Here is a 19,229-nt window from a genome sequence, read left to right on the forward strand (position 1 = left end):
TAGCGGCGCCGGGCGCAAGGACTCCAAAAGATCGTAGCCTTCGGCTGCTCAGGTAATCTCATGTGGAGCTGTCGAAGGGAGCGATCTTTTGTCTTGCCTCAGCGTTTATTTAATCCCCGCGCCAACCGATCCCCGCCCAACTGAATCACCGCCACCAACGCCACCAGCAACACAATCACCGTCAGCATGATCTGGCTATCGAACCGCTGATAACCGTAGCGGTAAGCGATGTCGCCCAAGCCACCGGCGCCGATTGCGCCGGCCATGGCCGAGGAGTTGATCATCGTCACCAGCGTGATGGTGAAACCGCCGACAATCCCCGGCAGCGCTTCCGGCAACAGCACATGCCAGACGATGTGCCAGCGCCGGCAACCCATGGCTTGCGCGGCTTCGATCAGACCGTGATCGACCTCGCGCAGACTCACTTCGGCGATCCGCGCAAAGAACGGCGTCGCGGCGATGGTCAGCGGCACCACAGCAGCCCACACTCCGTAGGTGGTGCCGACGATCAGGCGGGTGAACGGAATCAGCGCGACCATCAGGATCAGAAACGGGATCGAGCGGAACAGGTTCACGAATGCGCCCAATGCGCGATTCAGCACCGGCGCCTGGTAGATCCCGCCCCTGTCACTGGTGACCAGAATCACCGCCATGGGAATCCCCACCAGCAGCGCGATCAACGACGACACGCCGACCATCAAAAACGTGTCGATAAAACCTTGCAGCAAGCGATCAAACCACATAACCCAGCACCTCCACCCGTTGCGCCCATTGCCCGGCGCGTTCACGCAGTTGCTCGGCGCTCCACGGCGAACCGCTCACGGCAAGCAGCAGTTGCCCGAGCGCGTGCCCCTGAATTCGCTCGACGCCACCCTGAAGCAATTTCACCCGCCCACCGAGGGCTGCAAACAATGCCGCCAGATCCGGCTCATCACTGGCACTGCCGGTGAACTGCAAACGCAGCACCACCGCCGCCCCGGAGGATGATGACTGCACCTGTAAACGGCTCTGCAATTCTTCTGGCAACGCATGTTGCAGCGGCGCGAGCAGCGTCTGGGTGACCTCGTGCTGCGGATTGCCGAACACTTCCCACACCGGGCCTTGCTCGACGACATGGCCGTGTTCCAGCACCACTACGCGGTCACAGATGTCGCGGATCACCGCCATCTCGTGAGTGATCAGGACGATGGTCAGGCCCAGACGTTTGTTGATCTCGCGCAGCAGGCCGAGGATCGACTGAGTCGTCTCCGGATCGAGCGCGGAAGTGGCCTCGTCGCAGAGCAAAATATCCGGGTCATGCACCAAGGCGCGGGCGATGCCGACACGCTGTTTCTGGCCGCCGGAAAGCTGCGCCGGATAGGCCTTGTGCTTGGCTTGCAGGCCGACCAGTTCGAGCAGTTCGCGAACCTTTTTTTCGCGTTGTTCTTTTGGCACACCCGCGACTTTCAGCGGCAGTTCGACGTTCTGCCAAACCGTTTTCGCCGACATCAGATTGAAGTGCTGGAAGATCATGCCGATCCGTCGGCGCAGGGCGACCAAGCGGTCTTCATCGAACTCGCCGATGTCCACCTGATCGATCAGCACCCTTCCTGAGGTCGGTTGTTCCAAACGATTGATCGTGCGGATCAGCGACGACTTGCCCGCACCGCTGCGGCCGATGATGCCGAACACTTCGCCGCGCTGGATCGCCAGGTCGATGCCTTGCAGGGCAGCGACCGGGCCTTGCCGGCCTTCGTAGGTTTTGCCTAGGCCGATGAAGCGCACGTGGGCGCGGTTCAGCTTGGGATGCAATTCTGTACGTTCAGCATTCTTTAGCTCTGTAATATCCAGTCGCCGTTGGGTCGCGGCTGTCATGCTCAACTTTCCCACCCGGCCTGATACAGCTTGCCGTGGGCCTTATCCAGTGCCGCGCGGACGGCTGGCGAATGCTGGTAGATGTCGACGAATTTGATCAGGCGCGGATCGGTTTTGCTCTTCGGCTGGATCACGAACTGGATCACGTATTCCTTGTGATCGAGGCCGTCGAACAGCAACGCGGAACCGGCATCGAAGGTTTTCGCCAAGCGAATGTAGGCCGGGTAGCCCTGCACCAGATCGGCGTCGTCGTAGGCGCGCACCAGCTGCACGGCTTCGACCTGGAGGATTTTGATTTTCTTTGGATTGGCGACGATGTCGTCTTCAGTGGCCTTGTAGCCGACGCCCGGCTTCAGGGTGATCAGCCCGGCCTTGGCCAGCAGTTGCAGGCCGCGACCGCTGTTGATCGGGTCGTTGGCGATGGCGACGCTGGCGCCTTCAGGCAACTCGTCGAAGCTTTTGTATTTCTTCGAGTAGAGGCCGACGTTGTTGATGATCCCCGGGGCGAATGGCACCAGATCAAAACCAGCGGCAGCCTTGGCGTTCTCCAGGAACGGGATGTGCTGGAAGTAGTTCACGTCGATGTCGCCAGCGGCGAGGCTGACGTTCGGCGCGATCCAGTCGGTGAACTCCACCAGTTCGACGTTCAGGCCTTGTTTGGAGGCTTCTTCGACGGCGGCTTCCAGCGGAATGGCGAAGGCGGCGGTGGTGCCGATTTTCAGCGCAGCGTCGGCGGCGAAGACGGCCGAGCTGAACAGGCCGAGGGCCAGGGCCAGTGCTTTGACTGGGTGGGACAGGCGTTTCTTGGTCATAGTGGTTTTTCCAGTCAGTGCATGAAATGTGTGGTGTCTGGTCGGGCCTCTTCGCGAGCAGGCTCGCTCCCACATTTGGAATGCTTTCCCCTGTGGGAGCGAGCCTGCTCGCGAAGCTTTTAGCGGCGGTACGAAGATCCGATGTGCTGCTCCGGCAACTGTGCCTCGCCGTGAAACAGCTTCTCGCGCAAGCTGCCGCTGTCATACGCGGTCTTGTACGACCCACGCCGCTGCAACTCCGGAATCACCAGCTCAATGAAATCGACATAGCTTTCCGGGGTGACGATGCGGGTCAGGTTGAAGCCGTCCAGACCGGTTTCGGCGATCCAGGATTCCAGTTCGTCCGCCACTTGCTCAGGCGAACCGACGACGGTGATATAGCGGCCACCGAGGGCATGCTGGTCGAGCAATTTGCGCCGGGTCCAGTCGTTGTTTTGCAGGTTCTTGGTCGCGGACTGAATGGCGTTGCTCTTCACGTACTGGATCGGTTCGTCGATTTCATACTGCGAAAAGTCGATGCCAGTGGACGCGGAAAAATGCGCCACGCCGGCCTCGGCGCTGGCGTAGCTCGAGTACTCGGCATGCTTGGCCCATGCGGCTTCTTCAGTCTCGCCGACGATGACGTTAAGGCCCATGAACACCTTGATGTCCTCGGGATTGCGCCCGGCCTCGACGGCACTGGCGCGCACCTTGTCCACCTGAACCTTGGTCGACGGTTTGTTCTGGCCGCTGATGAACACGCACTCGGCGTGACGCCCGGCGAACAGCAAACCACGATCAGAACTACCGGCCTGAAACAGCACCGGTGTGCGCTGCGGCGACTGCTCGCAGAGGTGATAACCCTCGACCTGATAGAACTCGCCCTTGTGTTCGACCTTGTGCACTTTTTCCGGTTGGGCGTAGATACGCTGTTCGCGATCATTGAGCACCGCGCCGTTTTCCCAACTGCCTTCCCAGAGTTTGTAGAGCACCTCCAAATACTCGTCGGCCTGATCGTAGCGACGGTCATGCTCGACTTGCTCGCGCAGGCCCATGGCTTTGGCGGCGCTGTCCAGATAGCCGGTAACGATGTTCCAGCCGACGCGACCACGGCTCAAATGATCGAGGGTCGACAGGCGTCGGGCGAACAGATACGGCGGCTCGTAAGTGAGGTTGGCGGTCAGGCCGAAACCGAGGTTTTTGGTGACAGCGGCCATCGCCGAAACCAGCAGCAACGGATCGTTGACCGGCAGCTGGATCGACTCTTTCAGGGTGACATCCACCGAGTTCTGATAGACGTCGTACACGCCAACGATGTCGGCGATGAACAAGCCGTCGAACAGCCCGCGCTCCAGCAACTGCGCCAGCTCGGTCCAGTATTCGATAGTGTTGTAGCGAGTCGAGGTGTCGCGCGGATGCGTCCACAAGCCATGGTTGATGTGGCCGATGCAGTTCATGTTGAACGCATTGAGCAGGATTTTTTTCTTCGCCATCAGATGGTCCCCCGCAGCGGCGGGTTTTCATCGTTGAGGTAGTAATTGCCCACCGCGTGATATTTCCAGCGCACCGGGTCGTGCAGGGTGTGCACCCGGGCGTTGCGCCAGTGGCGGTCGAGACCGTGCTCGATCAGGGTGGCCTGACTGCCAGCCAGTTCGAACAAGGTGCTGCCGGCGGCGAGGGAGATTTCCGTGCTGATCGCGCGTGCTTCGGCCACCGCAATCGAGGCGGCGGCGACCGTTTCGGCGTTGGTCTCGGCCTGAGCCTTGTCGAGGAACTCGCCGGAGCGCTCCAGCAGCGCCTCTGTGGCGTGCAGGCGAATGCTCAAGTGGCCAAAGCTTTTCAGCGTCAGCGGGTCTTCGGTGGCTTTGTCGTTGCCGGAGTCGATCCATGGCCGCGTCTTGCTTCGCACAAAGTGCAATGCATCTTCGTAAGCGGCGCGGGCAATGCCGGTATCGATGGCGGCATGAAGAATCTGCGCCAGCGGGCCGACGGTGGTCGGACGTTCGAAAGCGCTCTGGAACGGGATCACGTCTTCGGCGGCGACGTACACGTCCTCGAACACCACCGAACCGCTGCCGGTGGTGCGCTGGCCGAAGCCACTCCAGTCGTCGATCACCGTCAGGCCTTTGCTCTCGCGCGGCACGAACGCCAGTTGCTGCACGCCGTTTTCATCGACCACGGATGTTGGAATGCGCTGCGCGTAAATCGCGCCGGTCGCATAAAACTTGCGACCGTTGATGCGGTAGCCGTCGCCTTCTCGCTTGAGGCTGGTGACACGGTCGTGGGCAGTTTTGGTGCCCAGCTCTGCCAGTGCATTGCCGAAGCGCTGGCCGGCCAATACCTCGGCGTACAACCTTTGTTTCTGCGCGTGGCTGCCGTTCACGCGCAGCACTTCGAGGGCGTAGAAATGGTTCTGCGGAATCTGCCCGAGAGAGCCGTCAGCCTGAGCGATCAGGGCGATGACTTTGGCCAGGGTCACGTTCGACACGCCAGCGCCGCCGTATTCTTTCGGCACGCTGATGCCCCACAGGCCTGAGCGGGAAAACACGTCGAGTTCCGGCAGCGGCAGGCGTCGTTCACGGTCGCGCAGGGCGCTGTCGCGTTTGAAATCTTCGGCCAGGTCGCTGGCGACGATCAGGGCTTGCTCATCGCTGGTGATGACCGCGACGGGATGGAAAAGAGTCATGTGTTTCTCCAGAGGTCTGGTCAAATCCAGGAATGGCGAGCCGGCAAAGTGCCGTTGAGGCGATAGGCGCCGACCGCGTGATATTTCCAGCGCACCGGATCGTGCAGGGTGTGCACGCGGGCGTTGCGCCAGTGACGGTCGAGGTTGAATTCGGCGAGGGTCGCGCGGCTGCCGGCCAGTTCGAAGAGCTTTTCGCTGGCCAGCAGCGAGATCTCGGTGGTCAGCACTTTGGCTTCGGCCACGGCAATCGAGGCGCGGGCGGCGGATTCGGCGGTCAGCGGCGCGGCGTGTACCTGATCGAGCACTTGCCCGGCCTTGCGCAGCAGCGCTTCGGCGGCGTGCAGTTCGATTTTCAGTTTGCCGATGTCGGCGATCACGTAGAGGTCATCGCTGGCGCGTTCAACTTTGGCGTCGATCCATGGCCGCGCGCGGGTTTTGACGAATTCGATGGCGTCGTCAATGGCGCCACGGGCGATCCCGGCGTCGATGGCAGCCTGGATCAGCTGGGACACGGCGCCTTGGGTGTTTGGGGTTGCGTTGATCTTCCAGTTATCGACGACGAGGCTCGACTCGACGCGCACGTTGTTCAGCAGAATCGTGCCACTGGCGGTGGTGCGCTGACCGAAGCCCGACCAGTCATCAACGATGCGCAGCCCTGGCGTACCGCGACGGACGAAGGCCAGCACTTGCTTGCCATCATCGTTGAGCGCCTTGACTGCGACCCAGTGCGCAAACAGCGCGCCGGTGGAGTAGAACTTCTGGCCATTGATCACGTAGTCATCGCCGTCGGCGGTGATGCGCGCTTTCAGTTCCAGCGTGTTTTTGGTGCCGCGCTCAGGGCCGGCATTGCCGATGCGCCAGCCTTCCAGCACGCTCTGGAACAGCTGTTGTTTCTGCTCTTCGGTCGCGCTGCCGAGCACCAGATTGATGATGCCGAACTGGTTCTGCGGGATCTGTCCCAGCGCCGGATCGGCGGCGGAAATGATCGCGAAGACCTCGGCCAATGTGACGAAGGAAACCTGCGGGCCACCGTATTCGCGCGGGATGGCAATGCTGCCCAGACCGCTGCGGGTGAACTGTTCGATTTCCGACCAGGGCAACTTGCGCTGGCGGTCGCGTCTGGCGGCCTGCACGCGGGCGACTTGCGCCAGCTCATGGGCGGCCTTGATGGCTTGGGCGTCGTTGCGCAAGACCTGCGCGGGCAACAACAACGGGGCGATGTCCAGATCAGACTGGACGTTTGCATCTGCCAGACTGGACATCAGTGCCGCTCCTTGGCTGCACGCAATGCCCTGGCGATCTGCACTGGGGTGATTGTGTTCCGGACCATACTACCTACCTCACATCTCATGAAAAACGCCGCGAAAGTGCGGCGAACGAAAGAATGTCCGGTGGTCCGGTGCATATACCCTAAGCGTGTATAAATATTAAATAAACTAACTTTTAGGAATATGTATAGAAGGGGTCATGGTCTGGAGGGTTAAGTGTTTCGTTGTGAGGAGCCCAGGCTCCTCACCTCGTTGAGCGTTTCACTCTTCGTGCGATTCGGCTGCCTTGCACACTGGCTTCAACGGCACCTTCAGATAAGGATTCACACACCCGATCTTCAACGTTCGCGGCGGCGCCCAGCGCGAGTTATTGCCGACCCGGTCGAGGATGCAATAGGTCACGTCCAGCCTCAGATCCTCGCCGGCTTCGACGATGACCGCTGGCGGCACCCAGACCTGAATGGGCAGCCCGATATCCGCTGCCGTGATCGGCGCCAGATCCATGCGCACGTCGCCCCAGCGCAAAGTAATGGCGTCGTCCTCGGCCATGTTCAGGTATGGCTCGATGGTCAGCGGCACACCGCGTTTGATCTGGTTGGGATTTACGCCCTGACGGCGGATGGTGTCGGGGATCGTCACTGGCGCCAGTTGTTGGTTTTCGTCTGCGCACACTGCCGAAGGTTGGCCACCGGGGCAATCGAGCTTGACCTGCACGCGGGTCGCCGCCGACAGCGCCGGACCCTGGCCGACCTGCATCACCCGATAGTGGATACGCGCGGTGCCGTCGGCAATAAAACTCTCCGGCACCCGCAGGCTTACCGTTGTGCCTACGTCCTCGGCTGTCAGCACCTTTGATGCGACATAGCATTTGTTCCAGAACAGTTCGATAAGGTCGCCGCAGTCCATGTCGGTGTAGGGCGACACATCGACCAACAGGTGGGCGGCGGCAGCGAGGTTGATGCCGGTTTTTTGCGCGGGTGCCAGGGTCGGCGCTGCGAGTTCGGGGGTGTGCGAAGTGCGGGTCATCGATTTCTCTCCTTGGAGCCTTGCAGCGAAGTCCGTTTCTGGAAGAATAAAGTTGTGAATCAACTGGCAATAAAGCAATGAACATTTGTTCAAGTTATATGCGCGTCGATTTAACTAAGTAGTGCCGGTTGGCGACTAGATAAGAGTGTGCGGGGAGGGGTGTCAATAGACGCTGTTAGTTAATTCGTGAATTACGGGTTAATCAGAATTTTCCTACATTGCCGAAGCCGTATGCCTAGGTGCTATGGTGAATAAGGCCACGGAACTCAGGCTTTTTTGAAGGTTTGTGTACGGACTTATTTAAAGGCAGGCATTCAGCGTTCGGTAGGTAATAGACGAGTTTCATCTGTTGCAGAACATATATATGTAATGCATTGATTATGTTTTGTTTGTATATATTGAGCGGGTTGGTGAGGGCGGGGTAAAGGTAACTTCCATCCGTGGAAGTCAGTGTGTCTACTTCTTGAAGTTCTCAGGCGTGATTCAGGAACTTGCTGAGAAATTGTTGAGTGCGTTCTTCTTTCGGGTTGGCAAACAGCGCTTTGGCTTCGCCTTGCTCGACGATCACGCCCTTGTCGAAAAACACCACACGGTTGGCCACGTCGCGGGCGAAGCCCATTTCGTGAGTGACGATGACCATGGTGCGTTTCTCTTCGGCGAGACCACGGATGGTCGCCAGCACTTCGCCCACCAGTTCCGGATCGAGGGCCGAGGTCGGCTCGTCGAACAGGATCACTTCCGGCTCCATCGCCAGCGCCCGGGCAATCGCCACGCGCTGTTGCTGACCACCGGACAGACGACGCGGATAGGCGTCCTCTTTACCGGCGAGGCCGACCTTGGCCAGCAGCTTCATGCCTAGGGCAATGGCTTGCTCGCGCGGCATCTTCTTGACCACGATCGGGCCTTCGATGATGTTTTCCAGGGCGGTGCGGTGGGGGAAAAGGTTGAAGTTCTGGAACACGAAGCCCACGTGCTGGCGCAGGTTGCGCACCAGGCTTTGCTGCTGGTTCAGCGGGCGGCTGGTATCGATCTCGATATCGCCGACCTTGATCCGGCCGCTGGTGGGTTCCTCAAGGAAGTTCAGGCAGCGCAGGAACGTCGTTTTCCCCGAGCCGCTGGGGCCGATGATCGCGACCACTTCGCCTTCCTTCACCTCGAGGTCGATGCCGTTAAGCACGACCTGACCCTTGAATTGCTTGGTCAGTTTTTCCACGACAATCATGGGGTCAGGACTCCTGGTCGTGCCGATTGACCCGCTCTTCCAACTTGTTCTGGAAGTGCGAAAGCACCGTGGCCAGAATCCAGTAGATCAGCGCGGCGGCAAGATACATGGTGAAGACTTCAAAAGTCCGGGCGGTAATCAGCTGCGCCTGACGGAACAGTTCCGGCACCTGAATGGTGGCGGCCAGTGCCGTGTCCTTGACCAGCGAAATGAAGCTGTTGCCCAGCGGCGGCAATGCCGTGCGCATGGCCTGCGGCAGGATGGCCCGGCGCAGGGTCTGCGCACGGGTCATGCCGATGCTCGCAGCGGCTTCCCACTGACCGCGTTCGATCGAACCGATCGCGGCGCGGAGGATTTCACAGGCGTAAGCGGCCATGTTCAGCGAGAAGCCGATGAGCGCAGCTGGCAGCGGATCAAGCTCGATTCCTAGTTGCGGGAAGCCGTAATAGATCACGAACAGCTGTACCAGTAACGGTGTCCCGCGAAAGAACGACACGTAGACGCGCGCCAGCCAGCTCACTGATTTGAAGCGCGACAGGCGCATCAGCGCCAGGCCGAAGCCCAGGAGCAAGCCGAAGAACATCCCGCCGAGACTGAGGATCACCGTGAAATACGCGCCCTTGAGCAGGAAGGGCGCGGAGTTCAGCAACAGTTGAGTGGTTTCGGCGATTTGCTGACTCAACTGCGGGAAGTGCGCTTCGAATTGAAATCCAACTTCCATTATTTAGTGACGTCAGCGTTGAAGTACTTCGTGGACAGCTTCTCAAGGGTGCCGTCGGCACGCAGTTCGTCGAGGGCTTTATTCAGGGCTGCCAGCAATTCAGGCTCGCCTTTACGCAGGGCAATACCGGATTCCTGACGGGAGAATGCTTCACCGGCGGCTACGGTTTTCGGGGCTTTCTTGGCGTACTCAAGTGCGGCCAGACGGTCGATCAGGATGGCATCGGTACGGCCGTTGTTCAGGTCGGCGAACTTGGTCGGATCATCATCATAGGTACGCACGTCAGCACCCGGTACATTGGCGCGGACCCACTGCTCGTAGTTGGTGCCCAGACCTACACCGACTTTCTTGCCGGACAGGTCAGCAGCGGTCTTGATGTTCAGTGCCGCTTCCTTGTTCTTCAGCACCAATGCCTGGATACCGGAGACGGTGTACGGTTCGGAGAAGTCGTACTTCTTCTTGCGCTCGTCGGAGATGGTCACCTGGTTGACCACGACGTCCAGACGCTTGGATTCCAGCGCAGCGAGAATGCCATCCCATTTGGTTGGCTGGATCTTGGCTTTGACCCCGAGTTTTTTCGCCAGCGCTTCGGAAAGCTCGACTTCGAAACCGGACAGCTTGCCGTTCTCGTCGACAAAGCTGAACGGTGGATAAGTGCCTTCCAGGCCGACGTTGATAACGCCTTTGTCCTTGATCTGTTGCAGTTGCTCACCAGCCACTGCCTGGCCAATCAGACCGGCGCTCAGCGCAAGACCTAGCGAACCGACCAGCAGATTGCGACGTAGTGCGGAAAAATTCATGACAAGCCCCTGTGTTTTCTTATGGAAGACGCTTAAGGAATGTAGGCAAATTCGTGATTTGAACGACAGCGCTATCCTGCCTTAAAGCAGCTTATGCGTCTCGCCCGAAATTCGCCTGCGGCGAGACTATAAGATGTCTGCGTTAGACGTGAAAATACTTAATATTTGAAATGTTATTCCTTGTTGGAATATTGATCGTTCCCACGCAGAGCGTGGGAACGATCTCGTCTTCCGCTTACAGGAAATCCTTATAGGCGAACAACGCCGGCGCCCCGCCGGTATGCAGGAAAATGATCGGGCCTTCATCGAAGCGTTGACGACCAATCCCGTCGAGCAACCCGGCCATGGCCTTACCGGTGTACACCGGATCAAGCAACACCGCGTCCTGACTCGCCAACAGCTTCACTGCGGACAGCGTCCCGGCATTCGGTTCGCCATAACGCGGGCCGAAGTATTCGTCCCACAATTCGACCTTGAAGCTTGCCGGCAACGCCACGCCGAGCAGATCGGCCGTGCGTTCGGCGAGGCCCTGCACTTTCGGACGCTGGGCTTCTTCACTGCGCGACACGGTCACGCCGATTACCGGCAATTGCGGCAACGCCTCACTCAACGCCAGCGCCAGACCACTGTGGGTGCCGGCGCTGCCGGAGGCCAATACAACGGCGGCGAATTCCAGGCCGGTGTCCTTGATCTGCTCGGCCAGTTCCAGACCAGCACGCACATAACCCAACGCACCAAGGGCATTGGAGCCGCCAATTGGCACCAGATACGGCTTCTTGCCGTTGCTGCGCAGACGCACGGCGAGTGCGGCGAGTTGTTCGTCGGCGTTGTCGAGGTTGTCGACCAGTTCAACCTTGGTATCGAACAGATCCAGCAGCAGGCGATTGCCGTTGCCGGTGTAATTGCTGTCGTCGGTGCCCAGCGGATTTTCCAGCAGGGCCACGCAGCCCAGCCCCAGTTTGGCTGCCAGTGCGGCGGTCTGGCGCACGTGGTTCGATTGCAGCGCACCGGCAGTGATCAGCGTGTCGGCGCCTTGCGCCAGCGCGTCGGCGGCGAGGTATTCGAGTTTGCGCAGCTTGTTGCCGCCCATGGCCAGTGGCGTCAGATCGTCGCGTTTGATGTACACGTCGCGGCCCAGCCAAGTGGACAGACGCTCGAGTTTTTCCAGTGGAGTCGGTTGGCCGAGAAGGTCGAGACGGTTAAAGCGGTCAAGCTGTTGTTTGATCATGAGTCCGTACTGGCGGAGAAAGATGAAGGGACTATAGGCACGCGCTTTTGCAGGGGCAACCGCGAATCGCTTATAGCCAAATGGACTGAGTCCAGCACTATCGGTTCTTAATTCGCGCTTGGGGGCATGCCGTAAAGTAGTCGCCGTTGACGCGGCCAGACAGTCCGGCCGCCCGTGAGGAGTCTTTACCGTGAGCGAGCGTTCCAGCCATTGGCAATTGCAGACCATCGTCAGCCAACTGCGCACCGCGAGGGATCAGTGGCGTGCCCAGAATGGCCGGGCCTCCGGCGAGCAGGGTGGTCGAGAGCTGCCGTCCCGCGCCGCGATGGCGGAGATTCTCGAAGCGCTGTGTGGGGCGTTGTTTCCGATGCGCCTGGGGCCGGTGGATCTGCGCGAAGAGAGTGAAGATTTTTACGTCGGCCACACCCTCGATGTGGCGTTGAACGCCCTGTTGGCGCAGACGCGGCTGGAGCTGCGCTACGTCGCCCGCCACAGCGCGCAGGACGACAGCGAAGTCGAGACGCGCGCGATCCAGATCGTGCAGGATTTTGCCTTGGCATTGCCGGGGCTGCGCACGCTGCTCGACACCGACGTGCTGGCGGCCTACCACGGCGATCCGGCGGCGCGCAGCGTCGATGAAGTGTTGCTGTGCTATCCGGGAATTCTGGCGGTGATTCACCATCGTCTGGCCCACCATTTGTATCGCGCGGGTCTGCCGTTACTGGCACGCATCAGTGCGGAAATCGCCCACTCGGCCACCGGGATTGATATCCACCCGGGCGCGCAGATCGGCCGTAGTTTCTTTATCGATCACGGCACGGGTGTGGTAATCGGCGAGACGGCGATCATTGGCGAGCGCGTGCGGATTTACCAGGCGGTGACCTTGGGTGCCAAGCGCTTCCCGGCGGATGAAGACGGGCAGTTGCAGAAGGGCCATCCACGCCATCCGATTGTCGAGGACGATGTGGTGATTTATGCCGGGGCGACCATTCTGGGGCGGATCACCATCGGCAAGGGTTCGACCATTGGCGGCAATGTCTGGCTGACTCGAATTGTGCCGGCGGGGTGCAATTTGACTCAGGCCAATTTGCAGCATGATGACGGGACGCAGAAGTAGGGCTTTAGAGGCTTAACCCTCACCCCAGCCCTCTCCCAGAGGGAGAGGGGGCCGATCAAGGTGTCTTGAGTCAAACATCGACCTGAAGCACCAAGTCGATTATGGATTCGGTACAGCAGGATCACGTCGGCGTATCTCCCCAATATCCCCCAATCAGTCCCCTCTCCCTTTGGGAGAGGGCTAGGGTGAGGGGCTATTGAACGAATCCACTCAAACCCACGTCATACCCCTCCTTGAGCTAGCGTAGGAAAGCTACCGCTTAGCCGTGCGATTAGTCCTTGGCGCCCTATCCATGTTTAACTTGAACGTTCATTCAAGTTAAACCGGTGGTTCGCTGCCCGCTCACAACAGGAGGCTTGCCTTTGCTGAGTCCGATCATTTCAGCCACGTTTCAAACCCTCGAGGTGCATGTTTCATGAGTGCATCGTCTACCCCCGCCAGCGGCCTGGTACGCATGAATCCGCCGGTGTTCTACTTCGCCGCGACGGTCATTCTGCTGTTTGGTCTCGTGGTCATCGCCATGCCGGAACAGGCTGGTGCCTGGCTGCTGGAAGCGCAAAACTGGGCGGCCAACACGGTCGGCTGGTACTACATGCTCGCGATGACGCTGTATCTGGTCTTCGTGGTGGTCACCGCGTTATCCGGCTACGGCAAGATAAAACTCGGTGCCGACCACGACGAGCCCGAATTCAGTTATCTGTCCTGGGCCGGCATGCTCTTCGCCGCCGGGATCAGCATCACGCTGTTCTTCTTCTGCGTGTCCGAACCGCTGACCCACATGCTCCAGCCGCCGCAAGGCGAGGCCGGCACGGCGGACGCGGCGCGTCAGGCGATGCAGGTGCTGTTTCTGCACTGGGGCCTGCACGGCTGGGGCGTATTCGCTTTCGTCGGCATGGCCCTGGCGTACTTCGCCTACCGGCATAACCTGCCACTGGCCCTGCGTTCGGCGCTGTATCCGCTGATCGGCAAACGCATCAACGGCCCCATCGGCTACGCGGTGGACGGCTTCGGCATCATCGCCACGGTGTTTGGTCTTGGCGCTGACATGGGCTTCGGTGTGCTGCACCTGAACTCGGGTCTGGACTACCTGTTCGGCATCGCTCACACCCAGTGGATTCAGGTCGGCCTGATCACGCTGATGATGGGCGCGGCGATCATCGTTGCCGTATCCGGCGTCGATAAAGGCGTGCGGGTGATGTCCGACATCAACATGCTGCTGGCCTGTGCGCTGCTGCTGTTTGTGTTGTTCGCCGGCCCGACCCAGCACCTGCTCAACACCCTGATCCAGAACGTCGGCGACTACCTCGGCGCCTTGCCGATGAAGAGCTTCGACCTCTATGCCTACGACAAACCGAGCGACTGGCTTGGCGGCTGGACAGTGTTCTATTGGGCCTGGTGGATCGCATGGTCGCCGTTCGTGGGCCTGTTCATCGCACGGATTTCCCGTGGCCGAACCATCCGTGAATTCGTCTTCGGCGTGCTGCTGATCCCGCTCGGTTTCACCCTGGCGTGGATGTCGATCTTCGGCAACAGCGCTCTCGATCAAGTGCTCAATCACGGCATGAGCGCGCTCGGCATGTCGGCCATCGAAAACCCGTCGATGAGCATTTACCTGTTGCTGGAAACCTACCCGTGGAGCAAAACCGTCATCGCCGTGACGGTGTTCATCAGCTTCGTGTTCTTCGTCACCTCCGCCGACTCCGGCACGGTGGTGCTTTCGACACTGTCGGCCAAAGGCGGCAACCCGGATGAAGACGGGCCGAAATGGCTGCGGGTGTTCTGGGGCGCAATGACCGCGCTGATCACCAGTGCGTTGCTGTTCTCCGGCAGCATCGATGCGCTGAAGTCGGCGGTTGTGCTGACCTCGTTACCGTTCTCGCTGATTCTGCTGTTGATGATGTGGGGCCTGCACAAGGCGTTCTATCTCGAGTCGCAGAAACAGATCGCGCAACTGCATTCGCTGGCACCGGTGTCCGGTGCGCGGCGTGGCACGGGTGGTTGGCGACAGCGCCTGAGTCAGGCTGTGCACTTCCCGTCGCGTGATGAGGTGTACCGGTTCATGGACACCACCGTGCGCCCGGCGATCGAAGAAGTGACGGCGGTGTTCGTCGAGAAAGGCTTGAGCGTCGTCACCCAGCCGGATCCGGCGCATGACAACGTCAGCCTGGAAATCGGTCACGGCGAGCAGCATCCGTTCATCTATCAGGTGCAGATGCGCGGCTACTTCACGCCGTCATTCGCCCGTGGTGGCATGGGCTCCAAGCAGCTCAACAACCGTCGCTATTACCGCGCCGAAGTGCATTTGAGCGAGGGCAGTCAGGACTACGATCTGGTCGGCTACACCAAGGAACAGATCATCAACGACATCCTCGACCAGTACGAACGGCACATGCAGTTCCTGCACTTGGTTCGTTGATCATGAGCTGGGCGCCGCGTCTGTTCAGGACTCGGCGCTCAGCACCATGTACAACACCATCGCCGCCAGCGGCACGCCAAATACCGCACTGCCGATTACCAGTTCCGACCCCACGGACTGGCCGGCATGCACCACGCCCACCGCGCCGTTAATCACCGTCAGCGCCAGCCATAGCGCGGCGAAGCTGTACGCCATCGTCTGGCGACTGAAGCCGATGCGCTCGCCGATGTAGAGCATCAGGGTCAGCAGAACCAGGCCGAAGAAGATGATGATGGTGGTGTGCATGGCGACGTCCTCGCGACTGCAACTTTCAGAGTTCTCGACCTAGAGTGTGGTCGAGTGAGTAGCGTCCTGCTCCGCGAAACACGATGTACAACGACAGAAACGCCATCAGCACCGGGTATTCGATGCCACGGTCGATCCAGGGCCACGTTGGTCCGAGAATACTGGCGATCGTCAGCATCTGGATACCCATCAGCGCCGCCAGCAGGCGCGTGCCCAGTCCCAGGGCCAGCAGCAATCCGCCGACACCTTCCAGCAGCGCCACCAGCAGGCCAATCAGGCCCGGCACAGGCAGGTGCAGGACGTTCTGGATCAGGTTGATCGACGCGGCCATCGGATCGGCCATCGAACCGTGCGATTGACCCAGCAGTTTGGGCAAGCCATGGGTCACCATGATCACACCGTACGTGGCGCGTAACAGGGCGTAGGAAACGGGTTCACCGAGGCGATAGAACGGCGCAAGGGCCGGAATAAGCAAGGTCGGATTCTGGCGCATGGGGAGCTCCGAGGCACGGGTCATCAATGATCGTTCCCACGCAGAGCATGGGAACGATCGGTGGCAGGGCTGGCATTAGCGCAGCGTCGGTTTCAGCAGGTCTTCCAGACCGATGCGGCGGAACATCTCGGCGCGTACCCGATCGGCGGGCGAGCGGGCGGTCAGTGCACCAAAACCGCTGGAGGCACCGGTAATCAGAATGACGGATTTCATGGCGTTGATCTCTGCACAGTGAGGTTGGTTTCAGGCGCGACGAGGAAGGCGTTGTTGCGCGACGTGGGACAACCAGCCGGCGAAGGAACCGAGGGCGCCGGCGCCGCCCAGTTCAACGAAGCTTTCCAGAGAGGGTTCCAGGTGCGAGGCGAAGTAGGCGATCAGGCCGAGAAAGTAAGCGACGAGGTTGTTCATCGTCCGGGTGGCACGCAGCGACACCACGACCATTGCCACGACAAACACCACGACCGGCAGGGCAAACAGGCCCAACGTGGGCGTCAGGGCGCCGATGCTCAGCGCCGCAGCCATGCCGAAGGCGATGCCCATCAGCACACAGCCGAGGTTCACCAGGCCGTCGCGCAAGGTCAGGCCACGACTGAAGAACGCGACCCAACCGACAAACATCGCCCAGACTGGCAGGGTCAGCAACAGGCTGGAACCGGCCGCCAGTGCGGCAGTGGCGGCAGCCGCCGCGGTGAACAGCGTAAACATCAGTTTCGATTGCCCGGTGCGGGCGGTATTGGCTGGATGACTCATGATTTTCTTCTCCTTTGCCCGGGTGAGGCCGCTCAGACGAGGCCGCCGTTGACGCGCAGGACTTGCCCGTTGACCCAAGCCGAATCCGGGCCGACCAGGAAGGACACGACGCGGGAAATGTCTTCTGGCTGAGCCAGGCGTTCCAGCGGAGGCATCTTGGCGAAGGTCTGAATCTGCTCTTCACTCTTGCCGTGCAGAAACAACTCAGTAGCGACCGGGCCCGGTGCCACGGCATTGACGGTGATGTTGCGTCCGCGCATTTCCTTGGCGAACACCTGGGTCAGCGACTCCACCGCTGCTTTGCTGGCGATGTACACCGCGTAACCCGGCAGGTTCATGCCGACGGTGCTGCTGGAGAAATTGATGATCCGCCCGCCACTGTTCAAGCGTGTCGCTGCTTCGCGCAGGGTATTGAAAGTGCCGCGAGCGTGGATGTTGAAGTTCTGCTCGAACAGTTCGTCGCTGTGTTGCGCCAAGGGCAACACCTTGAGGATGCCGGCGTTGTTCACCAGTACATCGATCTTGCCCAGTTGCGCCTCGGTCTCATCGAACATGCGCTGCACGTCGCCGGCATTGGCGACATCGGCCTTGACCGCCATGGCCTGATGCCCGGCCTGGCGCAACTCCACCACCAGTTTCGAGGCTTCACTGGCGCTGCTCGCATAGTTGATGGCGACAGCGAATCCTTCGCTGGCCAGTTGCTTGGCAATCACGGCGCCGATGCCGCGAGAAGCACCGGTTACGAGGGCGACTTTCGAAGTTTGCTGAGTCATGGCGATGATCCTTGTGCAGGTGTTGATTGGGTTTGGAGCCAATTTCACATGTTTACTCACGCCGATAAATGCACGAGAGTTGCCTTGACTGTTCAAAAATCGCCAACAATCAAAAGCCGGGGAAAGCGCCGTGGATCAAGTCAAAGCAATGAAGGTGTTCGTGCGGATCTACGAGCGCAGCAGCTTCACCCTGGCGGCCGATGACCTGAACCTGCCACGGGCGACACTGACTCATACCCTCAATCAATTTGAAGCCTGGCTCGGCACTCGCTTGCTGGAGCGCAGCACGCGCAAAGTGCGGCCGACACTGGACGGCGAGGCTTACTACCAACGCTGTGTGCAATTGCTCGCGGAACTGGAGGAGGCCGAATTGGCGTTTCGCGGCGTGGCGCCAAAAGGACGGCTGCGGGTGGATCTGCACGGGACGCTGGCCAAGCATTTTGTAATCCCGGCGCTGCCGCAATTCATGGAGCGTTACCCCGACATCGAACTGTCGATCAGCGAGGCCGACCGCTTCGTCGATCTGATCGCCGAAGGCGTCGATTGCGTGCTGCGCGCCGGGACGCTTGGCGACTCCAACCTGATCGGCAAGCGAGTCGCCAACCTGCGCCAGATCACCTGCGCCAGCCCGGCTTACCTGCGTCAATACGGCGAGCCGAAGAACCTCTCCGAATTGAAAAACCATCGCGCGGTGAACTACGTCTCGCGCACCACGGCCAAGTTGTTTCCCTTCGAATTCATGGTCGACGGCGAACTGCAGGAAGTCGCCATCGATGGCGCGCTGTCGGTGTTCGGCGCCGAAATCTACGCCGCCTCAGCCATCGCCGGGCTAGGTCTGATCCAGTGCCCGCATTACCGGATGGAAACGCTGATTGCTCAGGGAGTGGTGCAGGAAATCCTCATCGACACGCCACCCCCTCCGATGCCGGTATCTGTGCTGTACCCGCACAACCGACACATGTCGCCACGAGTCCGGGTGTTTGTGGATTGGTTGGGGGAAGTGTTTGCTGACGCGGGCTAGCCGCTGATCGGTGAAAAAGTGCACGACTGCACAATGCACTAATATTTTCTTAGTGTGTATGGTGTGTATTGAAAATTCTTTGCCAGTCGTAAACTCAGCAGTCATTGCTGGCGAACAGGGCGAAGGATATGCGTAGTCGGGAAATGATCAGGATGATCGAAGAGGATGGTTGGTATCTGGTTGCGGTGAAAGGCAGCCACCATCAATACAAGCATCCGCACAAGCCAGGGAGGGTGACGATCAAGCATCCGGATTCGGATCTTCCGAAGGGTACGATCAATAGCATATTGAAACAGGCGGGCCTGAAATGAAGCCCGTGACTGGAAACGAAAGTCCTTTTGAGGACCTGTCAGAGGAAGGATTCAGCCACATGAAATTCCCGGTCGTTCTGCACAAGGATGCCGACTCGGACTACGGAGTGATTGTCCCGGATGTACCGGGGTGCTTCTCCGCAGGCGTTACGGTAGCCGAAGCGTTTGAAAACACCCAGGAGGCACTGGCCCTGCATTACGAGGGATTGGTTGCTGATGGCGCGCCTTTGCCGCAAGTGCGGGAAATCGATGTTCATCTCGATAACCCGGATTACGCTGGCGGCATCTGGGGTGTGGTCGACTTTGATATCACGCCTTATTTCGGCAAGTCGGTGCGCTTCAACGCCACGCTGCCTGAGCAACTGCTGGAGCGTATTGACCAGACGGTACGGCGCGATCAGCGCTACAGCTCCCGCTCCGGATTTCTGGCTGCGGCTGCCTTGCGCGAATTGTCGACCTGACGGCGC

General features: G+C 59.9%; 21 protein-coding genes. 5 read left to right on the forward strand and 16 right to left on the reverse strand.

The window, feature by feature from the left end:
- Positions 1-98: 98 nt before the first annotated feature.
- The 11 genes from ACA074_RS01125 to ACA074_RS01175 form a co-directional block, all read right to left on the reverse strand.
- Positions 99-743 (reverse strand): methionine ABC transporter permease, encoded by a 645-nt coding sequence (locus ACA074_RS01125; RefSeq protein ID WP_186534439.1) that lies wholly within the window; start codon positions 741-743, stop codon positions 99-101.
- On the reverse strand, positions 733-1,854 hold the full coding sequence (locus tag ACA074_RS01130; RefSeq protein WP_497678283.1) for a methionine ABC transporter ATP-binding protein: 1,122 nt from the start codon (positions 1,852-1,854) through the stop codon (positions 733-735). The genes ACA074_RS01125 and ACA074_RS01130 overlap by 11 nt, the downstream gene beginning before the upstream one ends.
- Positions 1,855-1,856: 2 nt before the next feature.
- Entirely contained in the window at positions 1,857-2,666 is an 810-nt protein-coding gene (locus tag ACA074_RS01135) for a MetQ/NlpA family ABC transporter substrate-binding protein (protein WP_497678284.1), read from the reverse strand.
- Between the two features lie 119 nt (positions 2,667-2,785).
- Complete coding sequence (locus tag ACA074_RS01140; protein ID WP_497678285.1) at positions 2,786-4,138, reverse strand: LLM class flavin-dependent oxidoreductase; 1,353 nt, start codon at positions 4,136-4,138, stop codon at positions 2,786-2,788.
- Positions 4,138-5,331 carry an SfnB family sulfur acquisition oxidoreductase gene (locus ACA074_RS01145; RefSeq protein WP_497678286.1) on the reverse strand — a complete coding sequence of 398 codons (1,194 nt, stop codon included), beginning with the start codon at positions 5,329-5,331 and terminating at the stop codon, positions 4,138-4,140. Before ACA074_RS01145 ends, ACA074_RS01140 begins: the two co-directional genes overlap by 1 nt.
- A gap of 20 nt (positions 5,332-5,351) precedes the next feature.
- Complete coding sequence (locus ACA074_RS01150) at positions 5,352-6,593, reverse strand: SfnB family sulfur acquisition oxidoreductase (RefSeq protein ID WP_497658467.1); 1,242 nt, start codon at positions 6,591-6,593, stop codon at positions 5,352-5,354.
- A 267-nt stretch (positions 6,594-6,860) separates the two neighbouring features.
- A complete protein-coding gene (locus ACA074_RS01155; protein ID WP_497678287.1) occupies positions 6,861-7,625 on the reverse strand; it encodes a hypothetical protein in 765 nt (254 codons plus the stop codon).
- A 472-nt stretch (positions 7,626-8,097) separates the two neighbouring features.
- Positions 8,098-8,847, reverse strand: a complete 750-nt coding sequence (gene tcyN, locus ACA074_RS01160) for an L-cystine ABC transporter ATP-binding protein TcyN (protein WP_187679382.1) — start codon at positions 8,845-8,847, stop codon at positions 8,098-8,100.
- Between the two features lie 4 nt (positions 8,848-8,851).
- Complete coding sequence (gene tcyL, locus ACA074_RS01165; protein ID WP_187679423.1) at positions 8,852-9,517, reverse strand: cystine ABC transporter permease; 666 nt, start codon at positions 9,515-9,517, stop codon at positions 8,852-8,854.
- A gap of 50 nt (positions 9,518-9,567) precedes the next feature.
- Positions 9,568-10,368 carry a cystine ABC transporter substrate-binding protein gene (gene tcyJ, locus ACA074_RS01170; protein ID WP_187679383.1) on the reverse strand — a complete coding sequence of 267 codons (801 nt, stop codon included), beginning with the start codon at positions 10,366-10,368 and terminating at the stop codon, positions 9,568-9,570.
- A gap of 235 nt (positions 10,369-10,603) precedes the next feature.
- Positions 10,604-11,596 (reverse strand): D-cysteine desulfhydrase, encoded by a 993-nt coding sequence (locus ACA074_RS01175; RefSeq protein ID WP_497678288.1) that lies wholly within the window; start codon positions 11,594-11,596, stop codon positions 10,604-10,606.
- A 190-nt stretch (positions 11,597-11,786) separates the two neighbouring features.
- On the opposite strand from ACA074_RS01175, the gene epsC reads away from it, so the two are divergent.
- Both epsC and betT read left to right on the forward strand, forming a co-directional pair.
- A complete protein-coding gene (epsC, locus tag ACA074_RS01180) occupies positions 11,787-12,713 on the forward strand; it encodes a serine O-acetyltransferase EpsC (RefSeq protein ID WP_497678289.1) in 927 nt (308 codons plus the stop codon).
- 454 nt (positions 12,714-13,167) lie between these two features.
- Positions 13,168-15,129 carry a choline transporter BetT gene (betT, locus tag ACA074_RS01185; protein WP_497659614.1) on the forward strand — a complete coding sequence of 654 codons (1,962 nt, stop codon included), beginning with the start codon at positions 13,168-13,170 and terminating at the stop codon, positions 15,127-15,129.
- Positions 15,130-15,153: 24 nt separating this feature from the next.
- On the opposite strand, the gene ACA074_RS01190 is transcribed toward betT, so the two are convergent.
- From ACA074_RS01190 to ACA074_RS01210, 5 genes are all read right to left on the reverse strand, one after another.
- Complete coding sequence (locus tag ACA074_RS01190; protein WP_187679386.1) at positions 15,154-15,414, reverse strand: hypothetical protein; 261 nt, start codon at positions 15,412-15,414, stop codon at positions 15,154-15,156.
- Positions 15,415-15,439: 25 nt separating this feature from the next.
- Positions 15,440-15,907, reverse strand: coding sequence for a DoxX family protein (locus ACA074_RS01195; RefSeq protein WP_497678290.1), 468 nt, complete (start codon positions 15,905-15,907; stop codon positions 15,440-15,442).
- Positions 15,908-15,982: 75 nt separating this feature from the next.
- Complete coding sequence (locus tag ACA074_RS01200; protein ID WP_401264813.1) at positions 15,983-16,120, reverse strand: hypothetical protein; 138 nt, start codon at positions 16,118-16,120, stop codon at positions 15,983-15,985.
- 30 nt (positions 16,121-16,150) lie between these two features.
- Positions 16,151-16,657 (reverse strand): DUF1097 domain-containing protein, encoded by a 507-nt coding sequence (locus tag ACA074_RS01205; protein WP_497678291.1) that lies wholly within the window; start codon positions 16,655-16,657, stop codon positions 16,151-16,153.
- Between the two features lie 32 nt (positions 16,658-16,689).
- Positions 16,690-17,430, reverse strand: coding sequence for an SDR family oxidoreductase (locus ACA074_RS01210; RefSeq protein ID WP_497678292.1), 741 nt, complete (start codon positions 17,428-17,430; stop codon positions 16,690-16,692).
- A 130-nt stretch (positions 17,431-17,560) separates the two neighbouring features.
- Between ACA074_RS01210 and ACA074_RS01215 the strand changes: the two genes are divergently transcribed.
- The 3 genes from ACA074_RS01215 (at position 17,561) to ACA074_RS01225 (ending at position 19,223) form a co-directional block, all read left to right on the forward strand.
- On the forward strand, positions 17,561-18,451 hold the full coding sequence (locus ACA074_RS01215) for a LysR family transcriptional regulator (RefSeq protein ID WP_401264819.1): 891 nt from the start codon (positions 17,561-17,563) through the stop codon (positions 18,449-18,451).
- A 128-nt stretch (positions 18,452-18,579) separates the two neighbouring features.
- Positions 18,580-18,762, forward strand: coding sequence for a type II toxin-antitoxin system HicA family toxin (locus ACA074_RS01220; RefSeq protein WP_187679391.1), 183 nt, complete (start codon positions 18,580-18,582; stop codon positions 18,760-18,762).
- Positions 18,759-19,223 (forward strand): type II toxin-antitoxin system HicB family antitoxin, encoded by a 465-nt coding sequence (locus ACA074_RS01225; protein ID WP_497678293.1) that lies wholly within the window; start codon positions 18,759-18,761, stop codon positions 19,221-19,223. The genes ACA074_RS01220 and ACA074_RS01225 overlap by 4 nt, the downstream gene beginning before the upstream one ends.
- Positions 19,224-19,229 lie beyond the last annotated feature (6 nt).

It is taken from the genome of Pseudomonas sp. LBUM1655, from assembly GCF_059716085.1.

Coding starts and splice junctions, on each gene's coding strand:
- ACA074_RS01125 (WP_186534439.1), bottom strand. CDS start 743: ATGTGGTTTGATCGCTTGCTGCAAGGTTTTATCGACACGTTTTTGATG.
- ACA074_RS01130 (WP_497678283.1), bottom strand. CDS start 1,854: ATGACAGCCGCGACCCAACGGCGACTGGATATTACAGAGCTAAAGAAT.
- ACA074_RS01135 (WP_497678284.1), bottom strand. CDS start 2,666: ATGACCAAGAAACGCCTGTCCCACCCAGTCAAAGCACTGGCCCTGGCC.
- ACA074_RS01140 (WP_497678285.1), bottom strand. CDS start 4,138: ATGGCGAAGAAAAAAATCCTGCTCAATGCGTTCAACATGAACTGCATC.
- ACA074_RS01145 (WP_497678286.1), bottom strand. CDS start 5,331: ATGACTCTTTTCCATCCCGTCGCGGTCATCACCAGCGATGAGCAAGCC.
- ACA074_RS01150 (WP_497658467.1), bottom strand. CDS start 6,593: ATGTCCAGTCTGGCAGATGCAAACGTCCAGTCTGATCTGGACATCGCC.
- ACA074_RS01155 (WP_497678287.1), bottom strand. CDS start 7,625: ATGACCCGCACTTCGCACACCCCCGAACTCGCAGCGCCGACCCTGGCA.
- tcyN (WP_187679382.1), bottom strand. CDS start 8,847: ATGATTGTCGTGGAAAAACTGACCAAGCAATTCAAGGGTCAGGTCGTG.
- tcyJ (WP_187679383.1), bottom strand. CDS start 10,368: ATGAATTTTTCCGCACTACGTCGCAATCTGCTGGTCGGTTCGCTAGGT.
- ACA074_RS01175 (WP_497678288.1), bottom strand. CDS start 11,596: ATGATCAAACAACAGCTTGACCGCTTTAACCGTCTCGACCTTCTCGGC.
- betT (WP_497659614.1), top strand. CDS start 13,168: ATGAATCCGCCGGTGTTCTACTTCGCCGCGACGGTCATTCTGCTGTTT.
- ACA074_RS01190 (WP_187679386.1), bottom strand. CDS start 15,414: ATGCACACCACCATCATCATCTTCTTCGGCCTGGTTCTGCTGACCCTG.
- ACA074_RS01195 (WP_497678290.1), bottom strand. CDS start 15,907: ATGCGCCAGAATCCGACCTTGCTTATTCCGGCCCTTGCGCCGTTCTAT.
- ACA074_RS01200 (WP_401264813.1), bottom strand. CDS start 16,120: ATGAAATCCGTCATTCTGATTACCGGTGCCTCCAGCGGTTTTGGTGCA.
- ACA074_RS01205 (WP_497678291.1), bottom strand. CDS start 16,657: ATGAGTCATCCAGCCAATACCGCCCGCACCGGGCAATCGAAACTGATG.
- ACA074_RS01210 (WP_497678292.1), bottom strand. CDS start 17,430: ATGACTCAGCAAACTTCGAAAGTCGCCCTCGTAACCGGTGCTTCTCGC.
- ACA074_RS01220 (WP_187679391.1), top strand. CDS start 18,580: ATGCGTAGTCGGGAAATGATCAGGATGATCGAAGAGGATGGTTGGTAT.
- ACA074_RS01225 (WP_497678293.1), top strand. CDS start 18,759: ATGAAGCCCGTGACTGGAAACGAAAGTCCTTTTGAGGACCTGTCAGAG.